13 protein-coding genes, 1 other RNA gene and 1 other annotated feature are annotated in these 17,702 nt (G+C 34.4%); of the genes, 9 read left to right on the plus strand and 5 right to left on the minus strand.

Features of this window, described 5'->3' with window-relative positions:
* The first annotated feature begins 16 nt into the window (after positions 1-16).
* The 4 genes from glmM to ESZ54_RS04070 all read left to right on the plus strand — a co-directional run bounded on the left by glmM (position 17) and on the right by ESZ54_RS04070 (position 5,222).
* Positions 17-1,375, plus strand: a complete 1,359-nt coding sequence (gene glmM, locus ESZ54_RS04055) for a phosphoglucosamine mutase (protein WP_136136403.1) — start codon at positions 17-19, stop codon at positions 1,373-1,375.
* A 339-nt stretch (positions 1,376-1,714) separates the two neighbouring features.
* Positions 1,715-3,523: a glutamine--fructose-6-phosphate transaminase (isomerizing) gene (glmS, locus tag ESZ54_RS04060; RefSeq protein WP_136136404.1), complete on the plus strand. Its 1,809-nt coding sequence runs from the start codon at positions 1,715-1,717 to the stop codon at positions 3,521-3,523.
* 157 nt (positions 3,524-3,680) lie between these two features.
* A complete protein-coding gene (locus ESZ54_RS04065; protein WP_136136405.1) occupies positions 3,681-4,388 on the plus strand; it encodes a glucosamine-6-phosphate deaminase in 708 nt (235 codons plus the stop codon).
* A 120-nt stretch (positions 4,389-4,508) separates the two neighbouring features.
* Positions 4,509-5,222, plus strand: a complete 714-nt coding sequence (locus ESZ54_RS04070; protein ID WP_136136406.1) for a CPBP family intramembrane glutamic endopeptidase — start codon at positions 4,509-4,511, stop codon at positions 5,220-5,222.
* 55 nt (positions 5,223-5,277) lie between these two features.
* On the opposite strand, the gene ESZ54_RS04075 is transcribed toward ESZ54_RS04070, so the two are convergent.
* Positions 5,278-7,683: a transglycosylase domain-containing protein gene (locus ESZ54_RS04075; protein ID WP_136136407.1), complete on the minus strand. Its 2,406-nt coding sequence runs from the start codon at positions 7,681-7,683 to the stop codon at positions 5,278-5,280.
* Between the two features lie 174 nt (positions 7,684-7,857).
* Between ESZ54_RS04075 and ESZ54_RS04080 the strand changes: the two genes are divergently transcribed.
* The 3 genes from ESZ54_RS04080 to ESZ54_RS04090 all read left to right on the plus strand — a co-directional run bounded on the left by ESZ54_RS04080 (position 7,858) and on the right by ESZ54_RS04090 (position 9,502).
* Complete coding sequence (locus ESZ54_RS04080; protein WP_136136408.1) at positions 7,858-8,757, plus strand: deoxyribonuclease IV; 900 nt, start codon at positions 7,858-7,860, stop codon at positions 8,755-8,757.
* A gap of 88 nt (positions 8,758-8,845) precedes the next feature.
* Positions 8,846-9,076: a YneF family protein gene (locus tag ESZ54_RS04085; RefSeq protein ID WP_136136409.1), complete on the plus strand. Its 231-nt coding sequence runs from the start codon at positions 8,846-8,848 to the stop codon at positions 9,074-9,076.
* 108 nt (positions 9,077-9,184) lie between these two features.
* Complete coding sequence (locus ESZ54_RS04090; protein WP_136136410.1) at positions 9,185-9,502, plus strand: hypothetical protein; 318 nt, start codon at positions 9,185-9,187, stop codon at positions 9,500-9,502.
* A gap of 42 nt (positions 9,503-9,544) precedes the next feature.
* Here ESZ54_RS04090 and ESZ54_RS04095 read toward each other — a convergent pair whose 3' ends face one another.
* The 3 genes from ESZ54_RS04095 to ESZ54_RS04105 all read right to left on the minus strand — a co-directional run bounded on the left by ESZ54_RS04095 (position 9,545) and on the right by ESZ54_RS04105 (position 12,807).
* Positions 9,545-10,804, minus strand: coding sequence for a sodium/glutamate symporter (locus ESZ54_RS04095; RefSeq protein WP_136136411.1), 1,260 nt, complete (start codon positions 10,802-10,804; stop codon positions 9,545-9,547).
* Between the two features lie 1,117 nt (positions 10,805-11,921).
* Entirely contained in the window at positions 11,922-12,059 is a 138-nt protein-coding gene (locus ESZ54_RS12830; protein WP_420824352.1) for a helix-turn-helix transcriptional regulator, read from the minus strand.
* Between the two features lie 313 nt (positions 12,060-12,372).
* The gene (locus ESZ54_RS04105; protein ID WP_136136412.1) at positions 12,373-12,807 is read right to left on the minus strand and encodes a GNAT family N-acetyltransferase; all 435 of its coding nucleotides are present in this window, start codon (positions 12,805-12,807) and stop codon (positions 12,373-12,375) included.
* Between the two features lie 125 nt (positions 12,808-12,932).
* Positions 12,933-13,151: a binding site (T-box leader), on the plus strand.
* A 37-nt stretch (positions 13,152-13,188) separates the two neighbouring features.
* Between ESZ54_RS04105 and alaS the strand changes: the two genes are divergently transcribed.
* Complete coding sequence (alaS, locus tag ESZ54_RS04110) at positions 13,189-15,828, plus strand: alanine--tRNA ligase (RefSeq protein WP_136136413.1); 2,640 nt, start codon at positions 13,189-13,191, stop codon at positions 15,826-15,828.
* A 294-nt stretch (positions 15,829-16,122) separates the two neighbouring features.
* Complete coding sequence (locus ESZ54_RS04115) at positions 16,123-17,172, plus strand: lipoprotein (RefSeq protein ID WP_136136414.1); 1,050 nt, start codon at positions 16,123-16,125, stop codon at positions 17,170-17,172.
* Positions 17,173-17,285: 113 nt separating this feature from the next.
* Here the strand turns inward: ESZ54_RS04115 and ssrA are convergent.
* Positions 17,286-17,651: a transfer-messenger RNA gene (ssrA, locus tag ESZ54_RS04120) on the minus strand.
* Positions 17,652-17,702: the final 51 nt, after the last annotated feature.

Raw genomic sequence — 17,702 nt, forward strand, 5'->3', positions numbered from 1 at the left:
GTAGGAGAAGAAGAAAATGGGAAAATATTTTGGAACAGACGGTGTACGAGGAGTTGCGAATAAAGAGTTAACTCCAGAATTAGCGTTTAAAATTGGTCGTTGTGGGGGATACGTCCTATGCCAACATCATCAAAATGAAGAATCAAAACCTCAAGTTTTAGTTGGCCGTGATACGCGTATTTCAGGTCAATTATTAGAGCAAGCTTTAATCTCAGGGTTAATCTCTGTCGGAATTGAGGTCCTTCAATTAGGAGTGATTTCAACTCCTGGTGTATCATATTTAACACGTACGCAAAAAGCTGCAGCAGGTGTTATGATTTCTGCATCTCATAATCCAGCAGAAGACAACGGTATCAAGTTCTTTGGACCAGATGGATTTAAGTTAGCTGACGAAGAAGAATTAGAAATTGAAGCTTTATTAGATGCCAAAGAAGATACTTTACCAAGACCGTCAGCTGATGGTTTAGGAACTTTGGACGAATATCAAGAAGGTATTCAAAAATATATTGGTTTCTTAAAAGAAACAATCGATGGTGATTTAGAAGGATTATCAGTTTGTGTTGATGGTGCAAATGGTGCGACATCTCCAAGTGTTAACTTATTATTCGCTGATTTAGAAACTGACTTCTACACAATGGGCGTTAAACCTAATGGCTTAAATATTAATGACGGCGTGGGTTCGACTCATCCTGAAGCACTAGCCGAATTTGTTTTAGAAAAACAAGTTGATTTAGGTTTAGCATTTGATGGCGATGGCGACCGTGTGATTGCTGTCGATGAAAAAGGTCAGATTGTTGATGGTGATAAAATCATTTACATTTGTGGTAAATATCTGAAAGAAAGTGGCCAATTAAATAAAAATACAGTTGTTTCAACTGTTATGAGTAATCTTGGCTTCCACAAAGCAATCGATGTTGCTGGCATGAAAACAATCGCGACTCAAGTAGGCGACCGTTATGTTGTTGAGGAAATGAAGAAGAATGGTTATAACCTTGGTGGTGAACAATCAGGACACATTATTTTCTTAGACTACAACACAACAGGAGATGGACTTTTATCAGGTATTCAATTGATGAACGTTATGAAACATACTGGTAAAAAACTATCTGAATTAGCAGCTGAAATTGAAGAGTATCCACAAAAATTAGTTAACATTCGTGTGAGTGACAAACACGGCGCGATGGACGTACCTGAAATTAAAGCTGTCATCGATGAAGTAGAAGCAGAGATGGCTGGTGATGGTCGTGTTCTTGTTCGACCTTCTGGAACAGAACCGTTATTAAGAGTAATGGCTGAAGCACCTACAACTGATAAAGTAAATTATTATGTTGAAAAAATTGCAGCAGTTGTTGTTGAAAAAATTGGTTTAGATTAATAAATGTAAATGGTCAAGTTATCTTACAATGATAGCTTGACCATTTTTTAGACCATTATGAAAATATTCCAAAAACATTGACACGTTAATGGTAAAATAGTAATATTATCTTGTTTCTATAAGTATACCAATATGGTAAAATATCTATACCGATTTATAAGCGCCAGACCTATTCTTAAGAATAGGTGACGAGGAAGGGATTTATCGAAAGTTCGGCGGGTGATCCCAGGGTCTGCACTCTACACGTTAAACTAAAAGTGCGTTGGAAACGACCATGACAAAATTTTAGCGATGCAGTGGTTATAGAAACAATTTTAAATAAGAAAGTTGGATTTTTATATGTGTGGAATTGTCGGTGTTGTCGGAAGTCGTCGTACGAAGGAAATTTTATTAACTGGTCTTACAAAACTAGAATATCGTGGCTATGATTCAGCTGGAATTCTTGTTGCGCAACCAGAAAGTTATTATCTTAAAAAGACTGCTGGACGTGTCGCAGAATTAAAAAAATTAACAGATAGCTTAAATAGCGAGGGAACAGGTATTGGTCATACGCGTTGGGCAACGCACGGGGAACCAACAGAAGAAAATGCGCATCCGCACTTATCTAAAAGTGGCCGCTTCGGTCTGGTTCATAATGGCGTGATTGAAAATTTTGAGCAATTAAAAAAAGATTATCTTAGTGATATTTATTTAACTGGTGAAACAGATACTGAAGTCATTGTGGAAGTCGTTGATTATTTTTCTCGTCAAGGTCAAGAAGGATTTGAAGCATTTTCAAGTATGCTTAAAGTAACGGAAGGATCATACGCTTTCGCATTAATCGACCTTGAAAATCCAGAACAAATCTTTTTAGCTAAAAATAAAAGTCCATTATTAATAGGGATTGGAACGGACTGTCATCTTGTTGGAAGTGACGCGATGGCCATGATTGGTGAAACTGATCGCTTTGTTGAGATTATGGACGGCGAACGTATCATTTTATCAGCATCTGAAATGAAAATCTTTAATGCTGCAAACGAAGAAATTAAGCGCGATTTCTATTTAGCTGAAATTGATGCAAATGATACTGAAAAAGGTCTTTATCCTCACTATATGCTTAAAGAGATTGATGAACAACCTTCAGTCATGCGTAAAATTATCAGTACATATACTGCTGAAAATGGTTCAGTTGCGATTGATGAACATTTAGTTGAAAAAATTGCCAAAAGTGATCGCATTTATGTTGTGGCTTGTGGAACAAGTTGGCATGCTGGACTAGTTGGTAAAAAAATGATTGAAGAACTGGCTAATATTCCCGTAGAAGTTCATTTAGCCAGTGAAATTGGCTATGATATGCCATTATTATCAGAACGACCATTCTTTATTTTTATTAGTCAGAGTGGTGAAACGGCTGATAGTCGTCAAGTACTAGTTAAGGTGAATGAACTTAATTTACCATCATTAACCATTACAAATGTCAAAGGTTCAACCCTTTCACGAGAAGCAGAAAATACTTTGTTGTTACATGCCGGACCAGAAATTGCGGTGGCATCGACTAAAGCGTATACTTCTCAAATTGCTGTGATGCTTTATCTTGCTAAAGCAATTGGGGATTACAAAAACTTAAAACTAGCCAAATCATTTGATATTGCGCACGAACTAGGTTTAGTTGCAAGTGCAATGGATACTTTGGTTTCAGAAAAAGATAAACTGGCTGAAATCAGTCGTGACTATCTTTTAACAACAAGAAATGCCTTTTATATCGGACGTGGTTTGGATTATGCAGTTTCATTAGAAGGTGCCTTGAAATTAAAAGAAATCTCATACATTCAAACAGAAGGATTTGCGGCCGGTGAATTAAAACATGGTACAATTGCCTTAATTGAAAAAGATACACCTGTTCTAGCGATTATTACGGGTGAAGACACAGCAAGTCATACTCGTGGTAACGTGAAGGAAGTGGAAAGTCGTGGGGCGAAAACAATGGTAATCGCGATGGAAGGTTTGCAAAAAGAAGGCGATCAAATCATCATCCCTGAACTACATGCACTATTAACGCCACTTGCAACAGTCGTGCCACTACAATTAATATCTTATTTTGCATGTTTACAACGCGATTTAGATGTTGATAAACCCCGCAATTTAGCTAAAAGTGTAACAGTTGAATAAAATGAATATAAGTTATGGCAAGTATCATGTCATAACTTCTTTTAACAGACAAAAATACAACATTTGTCATTGTTTTTGTTTTATTTTTACTTGCAAAAGTGGTAAAATCTAATTATAATTGGACTATACCAAACTGATAAGAAATGGAGCGATAGGTATGAAAATTATTATTGTAAAAGATCAAGTTGAAGGTGGAAAAGAAGCCTTTAAACTTGTTAAAGAAACTCTAGATTCAGGTAATTTAAAAACATTTGGTTTAGCGACAGGTAGCACTCCTATTTCGCTCTATGAAGAACTTGTTGCAAGTGATTTAGACTTCACAAGTGTAAATTCAGTTAACTTAGATGAATATATTGGTTTAAGTGCTGACAATGATCAAAGCTATCATTATTTTATGAAGGAACACTTATTTGATCAAAAACCATTTAAACATAATAATTTACCAAATGGTTTAGCTCAAAACTTAGCTGAAGAGTGTGCACGTTATGATGAAGTCATCGCGAATAACCCAATTGATATTCAAATTCTTGGTATTGGTGAAAATGCACATATTGGTTTTAATGAACCAGGGGCCTCATTTGAAGGAACAACTGGCATTGTTGACTTAACAGAATCAACAATCAAAGCTAATAGTCGTAATTTTGAAAAAATTGAAGATGTACCAACACGTGCAATCTCAATGGGTATCAAATCAATCATGAGTAGTCGGCAAATTATTTTACTCGCATATGGTGAGAAAAAAGCACAAGCAATCTATAACACAGTTAAAGGACCAATCTCTGAAGAGGTTCCAGCAAGTATATTACAAAACCATGAAGATGCTATTTTAATTATTGACGAGGCTGCAGCAAGCTTAATTAAATAATAACAAAATATTTAGAAATAAGTTCAAAAAATAAAGTGGTAACCTTTTTGGTGACCACTTTTATTTTTAGAGAAAATTCTGTTAAACTAAAACTATCAATAATTTATAAAGGAGACTTATATGGAAACACGTGGTCAAAAAATATGGTACTATGTCAAATGCATTCTCTGGTTAATTGGGTTGTTTTTTCTTTCACAAGTACCAACACTCTTAGCAACTATTGTCGGAAAATTTGCCAACAAAGCATCAATTCCAGTTCAGGTGGGAATAGGGGTTGTTTGGCTGATTATCTTTACAGCGATTATTATTTTCTTTATCAAATTTTTTAACAAGTATTCAAAAGAAGGGTTCAAAAAAATAAATATAGGTGATGGCGTAGTTGTTTTTCTTTACTACCTTGTAGGTCTAGGAATTACAGGTATTGGAACTGTTTTAATGCAAGTCGTTTATGGAGATACAACAACCGAAAATCAAGCCGTGATTGAAACACTCTTTGGTGCTGATCAATCTATGGTGACTGTTTTATGTATGACAATTTCGATTGCCATTGGAGCACCAATTTTGGAAGAATTATTGTTTCGAGGTATACCAGTAGCTTTCTTTGGTGATAAAATGCCAATGTGGGTAATCGGTATTGTGACGTCACTCTTATTTTCAGCAGGTCATTTAAGTACTAATATTATTTCATTTATTATCTATTTCGCGATGGGAATGTTAATGTTTCTGACCTATCGAACGAGAAAAAATATTGGTGACTCGATGCTCTTCCATTTCTTTCAAAATGGGCTTGCGGCCTTTATGATGTTAAAAATGTACTTAGACGCAATCAATTGAAAAAACGCGACACGCTTGAAATTATTTAGCGTGTCGCATTTTTTATGTGAGAGGACTAGTCATCAGTTTCTTCGTCATTCTCTTCGTCATCTTTTTTTGTTTCTTTTGGTTTTTTCTTATTTGAATCATTAGTCTTAGGTTTTTCAGTTGAAGACGAGCCGCCACGACCAAAGTTACGCCAAGCATTTTGATATTGACTATCAGTACCACCAATACCAAAACGGAAAGTACTATCTTTTGCATAGTCGCCCGAATAAAGGCTAGTAACAGTTTTACTACCGCGTAGGTTAACAGTACCACCTCCGTCAACTTTAACAGGACCTTCTTTTTGACCAGTGAATTCTGAAACTTTAACTTTTTTAACAGATGGATCTATTGTAAATTTTTCGTTTTCCCCAAATATTTCAGGGCTTCGTTGGTAAACGTAGTTGGTCATATATGACCAATAAACCATATTTTGTTTATTCCAAGTGTCATACATTTCAGTGTTATCATCGTATCCAATCCAACTACTCATAGTAATTGAAGGTGTAGAAGCAGTGAACCAGTAATCTCTTTGATTCTCCGAAGTACCAGTTTTACCGACCCAATCAGCTTTAGCTAAGTTTGAACCTCGGAAAGCTTCTTTTGCAGCTTGTCCAGTTCCTGAATCGAGAACATCTCGCATTAAATCATTCATAATACTTGCAGTTGCAGGTTTAAAGACTTGAACTGGGTTACTCTTATGTTCATAGACGACTTTACCAGATTTATCTTTAATTTTATTAATTGTATAACCACGATTATAGGTTCCTTTATTAGCGAGTGTTGCGTAGGCTCCAGTCTCTTCAAAGACTGTTAAACCTTCATCTGTACCACCTAATGGAATCGATTCACGACCATATTCTTCAGGGTTTAAGCCAATTTCCATTTTATCGAAGTAAGCTTTCGGATCGACTTTTCCTTGCATCTCTGAATAAAGATTAACAACAGGAATATTTAGAGACCATTTAAGTGCATCACGCGTTGTTTTAAATGAATTTGAACCAAAGTCTGAATAGTTCTTCACGGGTGTTCCACCATGCTTATAGTTCATTGGAAAGTCTGCTAATCTTGTTTCAGAACCAATTAACCCCTGATCAATTGCAGGTGCGTAAGCCAAGATTGGTTTCATTGTTGAACCAGGTGAACGTCTTCTTTGGAAGGCATGATTATTTTGATTTTGTTGATAATCACGTCCACCGATAAAGCCATAGATGCGTCCAGTTTTATTATCCATTAGAATACTACCCGTTTCTAATAGTAGAGGACGACCATCGTCTAGGATATAACCAAATTGTTGTACAGCTTCTTCCATGGCATTATGGATATTTTTATTAATTGTAGATTCAATTGTGTATCCTTCTTGACGAATATCACGTTTTGCAAGATCAAAGTAGTGTTCGAATAGTTCTTGTGATTTATAGACTTCATCTTTTGATTTCTTATCAGCTTCATAAAGAGGGACCATCATAATTCTAGCTGCTTCATCGTATAATTGATGATATAGGAAGCTATTTTCAGCATTTTGTCCTTTTTCTGGTTGTAAGAAGTCTTTAACTAAATCATATGACTTCGCTTCTTCATATTCTTTTTTAGAAATTTGTTTTTCTCGATATAGATTAAATAAGACATTGTCTTTACGCGCTAAACCAGAATCAAACTTTTCTTTTAAACTACCATCATTGTTGTAAGGTGAATATTCAATTGGACTTTGCGGTAATCCAGCAAGGAAGGCTGCTTGAGGTAAATTAACTTCACTTGATTTTAAGCCGAAGATACCATTTGCTGCTTCTTCAATTCCAGCAATATTCTCACCCTTATTGTTTCGACCAAATGGCGAAACATTTAAATAAGCATTTAAAATTTCAGTTTTACTGAAGAATTTTTCAGTATGTAACGCGAGTAAAATTTCTGACGCTTTTCTCGTGTATGATGTTTCATTAGTCAAAATCTGTTGCTTGATTAACTGTTGTGTAATCGTTGAACCACCAGAACCGCCACCTAAGCCTGTGACATCAGAAATGGTTGCCCGTGCAAGTGCTTTAGGTACGATACCATTATGCTCGTAAAAGTATTCATCTTCAGTGTAAATCAAAGCTTTTTTGATTAATGGTGAAATACTTTTTTCATCGACAGGTGTTCTAACTAAGTCAGATTTAATAACTGAAATAAGAGAGCCGTCGTCATAAGTCATTTTTGATTGACGTTCAATATCATAAATTTTAGTTTCTAATGTTTCTTTACTCGGAACATCTAGCGTACTGACAAGTGATGAAAAATAGCCTACGCCAATTCCTAATCCCATCGTTCCTAGAGCGATCAAAGCAAAGATTGTAAACACTAATAAAGCTCTCAACACACGGTATGTAACGTTTACCGGAAATGAGAGTGAAGAGAGTTTCTCTTTAATTTTATTAATGTCATCCTTGTTTTTAAACAAACTATCACCTCTTAAAAATAGTATAAATATAGAGTATTATATCATGTGAGATACCATCTGCCTAGTTTAGCTGCCTGTTATTAACGAAACTCTAAAGTTAGGCAGGATACTTGTCATAGAAGAAAAGTAAAGTTATGATGAGAGAGATAAAACGTAGTCAGGAGCGAATTAAATATGATAATTGGATCTCATGTGAGTATGAATGGGAAAAAAATGATGGCTGGTTCGGTTGAATTAGCACAAAGCTATGGGGCAAATACATTTATGATTTATACAGGTGCTCCCCAAAATACGCGTCGAAAACCGATTGAAGAGTTGAATATTGAATTAGCACAAAAGATGATGGCTGAAAGTAATATTCCATTGGATAAAATTGTTGTTCATGCGCCGTATATTATTAATCTTGGTAATACGATTAAACCGCAAAATTTTGGTTTTGCGATTGATTTTTTACGTCAAGAAGTGGAGCGAGTGGAAGCAATTGGTGCGACACAAATTACCTTACACCCTGGAGCTCATGTTGGCGCAGGTGCTGAAGCAGGTATTCAACAAATTATTAAGGGATTAAATGAAGTTTTGCGTGCAGATCAAATACCTCAAATTGCTTTAGAAACAATGGCAGGTAAGGGAACAGAAATTGGTCGTTCTTTTGAAGAAATTGCTGCAATTATTGATGGTGTCACACATAATGAAAAACTATCAGTGACATTGGATACTTGTCACATTAATGATGCTGGTTATAATGTGGGTGAAGATTTTGATGGTGTCTTAGAAGAATTTGATCGTGTGATTGGATTAGACCGTTTGAAAGTGATTCATTTGAATGACTCTAAAAATCCGCAAGGGTCGCATAAAGATCGCCATGCAAATATTGGTTTTGGCACGATTGGCTTTGATGCTTTAAATTATGTTGCACATCATCCTCAATTAGAAGACCTGCCAAAGATTATGGAAACACCTTTTGTAGGTGAAGATAAAAAAACAGCAAAAGCACCTTATAAACACGAAATTGAGATGTTACAAAAACAAATTTTTAATCCAAATTTACTTGAAAAAATCCAAAATGCTAAATAAAATTAATTCCTACTTTCCTTTAGGCTTGAATTTTAGTACAATATGTAATGTTGAAAGAAATTAACTGGAGGAAAGGAGTGTCAGAACAATGAACATGGGATTAGCAATTTTATTAATCATCGTGGCTCTTTTTGGTGGAGCAGTCGGCGGATTTTTCCTTGCAAAAAAAGCTTTTCAAGATCAATTAGAAAAAAATCCTCCTGTTAATGAGGATATGTTAAGAATGATGATGGCACAAATGGGGCAAAAGCCATCAGAGAAAAAAGTACGTCAAATGATGCAAAATATGAAAACACAAACTGCAAAAAACAAAAAATAATTTTTTTGCTAGCTTGTTTGACAAAATAGAATCGTTTGATAGACAGGTGCAACTATAAAATGCACCTGTTTTTTTATACAATATTTGCTGTCTAAAGAGGTGAGTATAATGGAGAGAGAACACTTTTTAGCACTAAAAAATTACTTTTCAAATGAAAAAAAATTTATCAGTGGCGGTTATTATCGTTTGAAACAAGAAAGTGCACATACCTATAAACTGTCATTTTTAGAGATGGACAGTTGTGGTGCTAGCATAGTGGCGCCTGAAATTACCGTGAGTGTGACACCAAATGAAGTCATTGCTACTGGATTAATTGATTTTAGTGTTCAACCTGTTAAACAATTAACCAATGAAGGAAGTATTAATTTAGAGTTACAAGAAGAATTAGAGAAGTTAGTTATAAAATTCAAAAAAGCCTTACAATAAAAACGAGACGCACACCAGTAAGAGGGTTTGCGTCTCATTTTTTTAACTAAATAAGCTAATAAAGAAAATAATGGTCGGAATCGCTACGATATCGACAAATACTGCCCCACAAAGAGGTGCAATCAGGAAAGCTTTTGGTGAGGATTTGCGATATTTCTCAACAATTGCAGACATACAGACAAATGCAGTTGCTGCAATTCCGAGCCCCCAACCCATAAATCCTCCACTTAAAACGCCGGCATCATAGGAATCAGTAGATCCTTTTTTGCCACGAAGAAGTGGGAAAACAAAGAAGAGTACAAAGAAGAATAAAAATACAGTTTGAACTAATAGAATAATAATTAATGGACCCGCAAGAGAAGCGAGCTCCCAAATCTTTAAGGTCATGATGGCCATGGTTAAGAAGAAACCGAGGCCAATATCAGAAATCATTTCAACGATTTGATTGTCCATTTTGAATAGTTGCTTTTTATCATTGATATTTCTAAAAACAATAGCCAAGAACATTGCGCCAACATAACTAGGAATTGCAAAGTTTTTAATTTCAAGTTTTGCAATGAGTTCTGAGAAGATAACGCCGCCAGCCATGAAAACAAAAACGAAAGTTAAATGGGCTAAGAAACGATCTGTTGTAAATCCATTTTTCATTTCTGTTGTGGTTTCTGACTTGTCAGTTGATATAGCTTGTTCAGCGTCAGAAGTGACATCAATTTTATTTTTCTTTAAAATCCAATCACCTACAGGGCCACCGAGAAGACTGCCGACAATTAATCCATAGGTTGCTGATGCAAGGGCTACTGCACTCGCTCCTTGTGCACCTGCTTGCTCTGCGATTGGTCCAAAGGCTGCTGCGTTACCGTGGCCACCAACCAGTGAAACTGTTCCAGCCATGATTCCAAGTAGTGGATCAATTCCTAAAGTTTTGGCTAACCCAACACCGATAATATTTTGAAGAATAGCCAAAATCCACGTAGATGCTAAATAAATAATGAGTAGGCGCCCACCTGTTTTCAGCATTTTAAAACTACCACCAAAACCAACACACGTAAAGAAAGCAAGCATAAATGGTAGTTGTAAGGTGGTGTCCATTTCAATATAGAGAACATTTGTAACTCTTAGAATGAGAACAATAAAGGAACAGAGAAATCCACCAATCACGGAAGCTGGAATAGTCATCTTTTGAAACACTGTATATTTTTTCCGAATATGATTACCCAACATCAGTAGAAGTAGTGCGAGAGCAGCTGTCGTAATTAGATCCAATTGAAGCGTTCGAATACCATCAATTAATACAAATTTCATTTCCTTCACCCCTTTAATATTATATAACAAGTATAGCATGCGTTATTGTATTAAAAAAAGTTTGTTTTACGGAAATTAGGTTGGTGTGTGCTATTTTCTTTTGGAGAAACAAGTCTGATCATTAAATAAATGAATCAATTATTAAAAAGAATACAAAAAATATTCCCCATGGAATCATCCCTTTTTTTAAAATTTGTTTATTTGTGTACTGTCCATAGCGAATTTTTATTAAAAAATAAACTAGTCCAAATAATGCTGAACATGCGAAGAAAGAATCAATATAATAAGTTGATTGAAGATAAGGTCCAATCCCATGATGGAATATGACTGGAATACGGATGTAGAAAAAGCCTAATATGAGAAGAATTAAGTTATATGTTATAACAATTAGATAGCTTATTGAAAAAGATTGATAAACTATTTTTCTTTCTAATTCATCAAAAGTTCTAAACTGTATCAATATTTTGAAAATTAAATAAATTGAATAAAGTCCAAAAATAATGCATACATCTATAATAGCTGATGTTAATGGAAAAAAACGTTCATAGTAAACACTCCCCGTATCAATATATTTATGATGAAAATTACCAAAAAAATTACAATTGATCTTTATAAATAAAGATAACCAGCACAAGTATGCCGATAAAAGTTAAGAGTCATGGCATTATAATTTTTTTTCTAAGTTCTGTTTTTGAATAGAATCCAAACTTCACTCTTTTATAAAAATAAGTGATTCCAACTACTAACATATCAAGTGTAAGGTTTCCAATTTTTAGTTTCTGAAAACCATCTGAATGCATTAGAAAACCTGTGATAACTATAATTGGTGAATCAAACGAAATGAATATGAAGATTGATTGTAAAATATGTACACCTACAATAATTAAGAAACTTAGCGTAAATGATTCATAAATTGATTTTTTTCAAGTTCATCAAAAACCCGGATATTAACAAGATTAGAAAAAATTGAAACGTGGATATAAGACTAAATTGTGCAATAGTTATAAAAAATGCTGATAGCAAAAGATTTAAATATGTCATGATTTTTCCTCCTTTTTCAATGCAAAAATGTCTTCAATCTTTAAGTCAAAAAATTGAGCAATTTTTAATGATAATTCTAAACTGGGATTATATTTATATTTTCAATTGCGGTCATCGTTTGCCGGGAAACACCAAGCTCCTTTGCCATATCCAATTGTTTAATTTTTCGAGCTTCGCGAATTTCTTTGATCGAATTTGTGACTTCAGTCGACATTTTGGTTCCTCCTTGCTTTTTTATGTAAAGAAACCTTTACTTAATTATAGTACGTTAAAAACAAAATGAAAGATTGTTTTACATTTGTTTCCAATTGTAGTTCCGAAGCGTACAATAAAATGATTAAGAAAAAAGTGATTTTGATGGAATACCCCTTTAAAAAAATCAATAAATTGCTGCTTAGTAATCAAAAAAGTCCTGACTGAATGCCGTTAATATTTATAATGATATGTCTTTTCACTTGAATGAAAAATAGACTTAAACTTTTCGTTGATAAAGTACAAAAAGTTTAAGCCTATTATTTGTAGAAATTTTAGAGCATTTTAATCATTTTAACGCATGGAATACCGTCTTGAGTAAACGGTTCTGAATAAACCTGATACCCTTTTTTTTCATAGAACTTTAATGCAGTGATTTCAGCACTTAATTTAGACGATAGACATTGATTATCACGACCAATTTTCTCAATAGTATTTAATACTTTTGAGCCCAATCCATTTGTCCGATAATCAGGATGGACACAAAGTCGATCCGGTTCAATGCATGTATGATTATCAATAAATTGATATCTACCAGTTGCAATGGGTAGGTCTTGATCAAAATAAACAATGTATGGCGGATTCATATTATCAATTGAATCAAACTCATCCATTAATTTTATTTGTTGTTCTTCTACAAATACCATCATTCTTAAATAATATGCGCCAGCAACAATGTGAGCTTTTGAGCCGATTTCTTTACGATACATGTGAAAATCTCCCCTTATATTTTAGTCCGACCTTTCTCAATTTTATCACATATATTTATTTAAATTGTGAAGTTTTACGCATTGGGATAATCTTTGTTGACATTGCGTGATGGATTTCATATAATTTAAATGTTATAAATGAAGGATATGTTTATTTTACTTCGGTGATTAGAGAGCTTTTGGTTGGTGAAAAAAAGCCCGGATTAATATTAAATGCTCCCTTCAGAATTAAGTGGTCATATTGATTGGGCAACTTACGTGTCTCAGCGTTAATGAGTAAAAGAGGTAATGACTGTACAAACATCATTGCAATTAGGGTGGTAACGCGAATAATCGTCCCTGACTGCAGGGTGTTTTTTATTATTTTTAGGAGGAAAAAACATGAAACAATTATCAAGTGCTCAAGTTAGAGCGATGTATTTAGAATTTTTCAAAACAAAAGGACACTCTGTAGAACCTAGCGCATCATTAGTACCAATTGAAGATCCAACATTATTATGGATTAACTCTGGTGTTGCAACCTTAAAAAAATATTTTGATGGCACCGTGGTTCCTGAAAATCCAAGAATTACAAATGCTCAAAAGAGTATCCGTACAAATGATATTGAAAACGTAGGTAAAACTGCGCGTCACCATACAATGTTTGAAATGTTAGGCAACTTTTCCGTAGGTGATTACTTCAAACGCGAAGCAATTCATTGGGCTTGGGAACTTTTAACAGATGAAAAATGGTTTGCGATGGATAAAGATTTATTATACGTTACTGTCCATCCTGACGATGAAGAAGCACGTCGTATTTGGCGCGATGAAGTTGGTTTACCAAATGAATCGATTATTGATATTGAAGACAACTTTTGGGATATTGGTGCAGGACCTTGTGGACCAAACTCTGAAATTTTTTACGACCGTGGTGAAGAATACAATGACGTTGCCGAAGATGATCCAGAAAATTATCCTGGTGGCGAAAACGAACGCTATTTAGAAATTTGGAACTTAGTTTTCTCTGAGTTTAACCATACCGAAGATCATGAATACTTACCATTGCCACATAAAAATATTGATACAGGAATGGGATTAGAACGTGTCGTTTCAATTTTCCAAGATGCACCGACAAACTTTGAAACAGATTTGTTCATGCCGATTATTAAGGCAACAGAAGCAATGAGTAAAGAAAGTAAATACGGTGAATCTACTGCGATTAACACTTCATATAAAGTAATTGCTGACCATGTTCGTGCGGTTTCCTTTGCGATTGGTGATGGCGCATTGCCATCAAACGAAGGGCGCGGCTACGTTTTACGTCGATTAATTCGTCGTGCCGTTATGCATGGTAAAAAATTAGGTATCAACCAAGCCTTTTTATATCAATTAGTACCAGTCGTTGCTGAGATTATGAATAGTTATTACCCAGAAGTAACAGAAAAACAAGATTTTATTCAAAAAATTATTCGTACTGAAGAAGAACGTTTCCATGAAACAATTAATGATGGGTTACAAATTATTACTGATTTAATCGTGTCATTAAAAGCAGACAAAAAAGATGTGCTTGCAGGTAAAGATATCTTTAAATTGTATGATACGTATGGTTTTCCAGTTGAATTAACGGAAGAAATGGCTGAAGAGGAAGGCTTGAAAGTGGATCATGAAGGCTTTGAAGCTGAGATGAAACAACAGAGAGAACGTGCTCGTGCTGCTCGTTCAAGTGAAAGTTCTATGAATGTTCAATCTGCTTTATTGACTGATATTAAAGTTGAAAGTCGCTTTATTGGTTATGACCAAGTTGAAGCTGATGGTGAATTAGTGGCAATTATTCAAGAAGATGCACTTGTAGATTCTATTTCTGGTGGTACTGCACAATTTATCTTTAACGAAACACCTTTCTATGCTGAAATGGGTGGTCAAGTGGCTGATCATGGCATTCTTTTAAATCAAGAAGGTGTTGTGATTGGTAAAGTGACTGATGTTAAACGTGCGCCAAATGGACAATCAATGCATTTTGTTGAATTGAAAGGTAATTTTAAAGTTGGTAAAACATATCGTTTAGTTGTTGATAAGAAACGTCGTGATAAAATCACGAAAAACCATACAGCAACTCACTTGTTACATAAAGCTTTGAAAGATGTTTTAGGTGATCATGCAAATCAAGCAGGGTCATTAGTTGCTCCTGAATATTTACGTTTCGACTTTACGCATTTCGAACAAATTTCACAAGCAGAATTAAACGAAATGGAACGTAAGGTAAATGAAAAAATTTGGGAAAACATTTTAGTTGAAACGATTGAAACAGATGTAGATACAGCTAAAGATATGGGTGCTATGGCTTTATTTGGTGAAAAATATGGTAAAGTAGTGCGTGTTGTAAATATCGGTAATTATTCAATTGAATTATGTGGTGGGGTTCACGTTAACACTACCTCAGATATCGGTATCTTCAAAATAATTTCTGAATCAGGAATTGGTGCTGGTGTTCGTCGTATTGAAGCTGTAACGAGTCAAGAAGCATTTGAAGTTCTTCATGAAGAAGAAAATCGTTTGAAAGCTATTGCTCACATGGTTAAAGCACCTCAAACAAAAGAAACAGTAGCTAAAGTTGAACAATTACAAGAGCAATTTAAAGAATTACAAAAAGAAAATGAACAATTATTAGCTAAAATTGCGAATGCAGAAGCGGCTGATGTCTTTACTAAAGTTGAAACAGTTGGAGATGTGACTGTTATTGCGCAACAAGTTAACGTGAAAGATATGAATCAATTACGTCAACTAGCGGACCAATGGAAACAAAAAGCATTATCTGATGTGTTAGTTCTTGGGACCTCTCAAGATGGTAAAGCAAATCTATTAGTTGCAATGTCTAAAGAAACAAATGAAAAAGGCTTTAAAGCAGGGGATCTAATTAAAGCAATCGCACCGAAAATCGGTGGCGGTGGCGGTGGTCGTCCTGATATGGCTCAAGCTGGTGGTAAAAATCCTGATGGTATGCAAGACGCTTTAGCAGAAGTAAGTGCTTGGCTTGCGAAGTAAAGGATTAATAAGCTTTTAATTTTTAACATAGACTAATGAAAGATCTAAAGAGTGACTTCTCTTTAGGTCTTTTTTTACTTACCCATCAGATAAAGAGGAAATCTAATAAAAAAATCAACAAAGATGTATTATATGTAAAATTGTTATCTTAAATATTTGATACTGTATTTTTTTAAAATGAAGATCTAAAAAAAATCGAAATAATATTAAAGATAAAAGTTATTTGTTTGCTTTTGAAATATAAAATCTATATAATAACTGGGTACAAAATTATTTTAGATTGGGGAAAAGGAAATGAAGAAGTTATTTTTGTTTTTAGGTAGCGTTTTTTTATTGAGTGGATGTAGTTCTACAAAAGATTTATCAAATTACGTGGAAGTTGAATTCACGGGGATGAATTCAGAGGGTATGGCAATAGCAACTGTTGATACAGATAAGCTAAATAAAGACTTATTTAATTATGAATCAGATTCAGATTTTTTAGATGAAAAAGCGCAGAAAGAAATGGAAGTTGTCTATAATTCTTATAAAATTAAACTGGATAAATCAGAAAATTTGTCTAACGGTGATAAGGTGAATATTACGGTTTCTGTAAATCAAGATAAAACGAAAAAAATCAAATCTGGTAAAAAAGAAGTAGTGGTTAAGGGATTAGAAGAGCCTAAAAAATTGACTAGCAAAGAAGTTGAGAAAGCATTAGTCATTAATTTTAATGGAACAAGTGGTCGTGGTGAAGCTCAAATTGACAATACTTTTGACGCACCGTTGTATAACATTGAATTCAAAATCAAAAATGATGGTAAATTAAAAAATGATGAGCAAGCTAAAGTAGCGATTACAAAAGATTTAAAGCAATCTTTAAGTATAATTGGCTACGCTTTGGAAGAAAAATTTGATCCGACATTTGAAGTTAAGGGGTTAGATCATGTGGCAGCTAAAGTCACGGATATTTCTAATTTAGATGATATTAAGCAAATGATTGATGAAGAAGCAAAAAGAAATTATGAAGATTCAGAATATCTCTTTAAGTATGATATCTCATTAAATAAAATGATGTATCGTCAGTTCTTTAAAGAAAATTCAAAAGAAGATACTGGGTCATACACTAATGCGGATGGTAATCTTATTGGTATTTATACAATTAAACAATATACTGCTGGAACAGATAGTAAACTAGAAGATACATTTACAGCTATTATTGGCTTTTCAAATATTGTATTAGATGAGAATAACAAAGTAAATGTGGCTGAAATGGAGAATATATCTACGAAAAAAGATAAAACATATTCTTTAGATTCTGTAACAAAATTGTATGAGGGATTCGGTTATTCAGAAGTAAAATAATATAGGAATTTAAAAAGCACTGTCTCTGCATTGAGGCAAGTGCTTTTTTCTGATTTTTGATAAAAAAAACTTGCTAAATCACTGCATTCACAATGATTTAGCAAGACCTCTACATATGGAGGCGGCGGGAGTCGAACCCGCGTCCAAATATATCGCCACCCTAGTATCTACGCTCATAGTTTAGTGTTTAAGTTTCGCTAAGATTTATGACACAAAACAAACAGACATCTTTGCTAGTCTGATAAACTCTTTTAAATTTTGCAGACGGAAAAATTTAACGTATCCCACTTTAGTTAGGACCCTTACTCGAGCACATGGGCGATGCCGAGAGGATCTTCGCTCGCTGTTTTTAGGCAGCTAAAGCGAAAGTATTGTTTTCGTTTTTAGCAGTTATATTTAACTGTAACGTTTTTACGTAGACGTAACCTACGGAACGCAACCAAAGCTCGAACTATACCTGTCGAATCCGTAACGCCCCCTCTTAAGGGGAATTACAACATCTTTCATTCTACCATAAAAGTTTGCAATCG

Origin of the sequence: Vagococcus silagei (assembly GCF_004795745.1) — a bacterium.
Lineage (GTDB): Bacteria > Bacillota > Bacilli > Lactobacillales > Vagococcaceae > Vagococcus > Vagococcus silagei.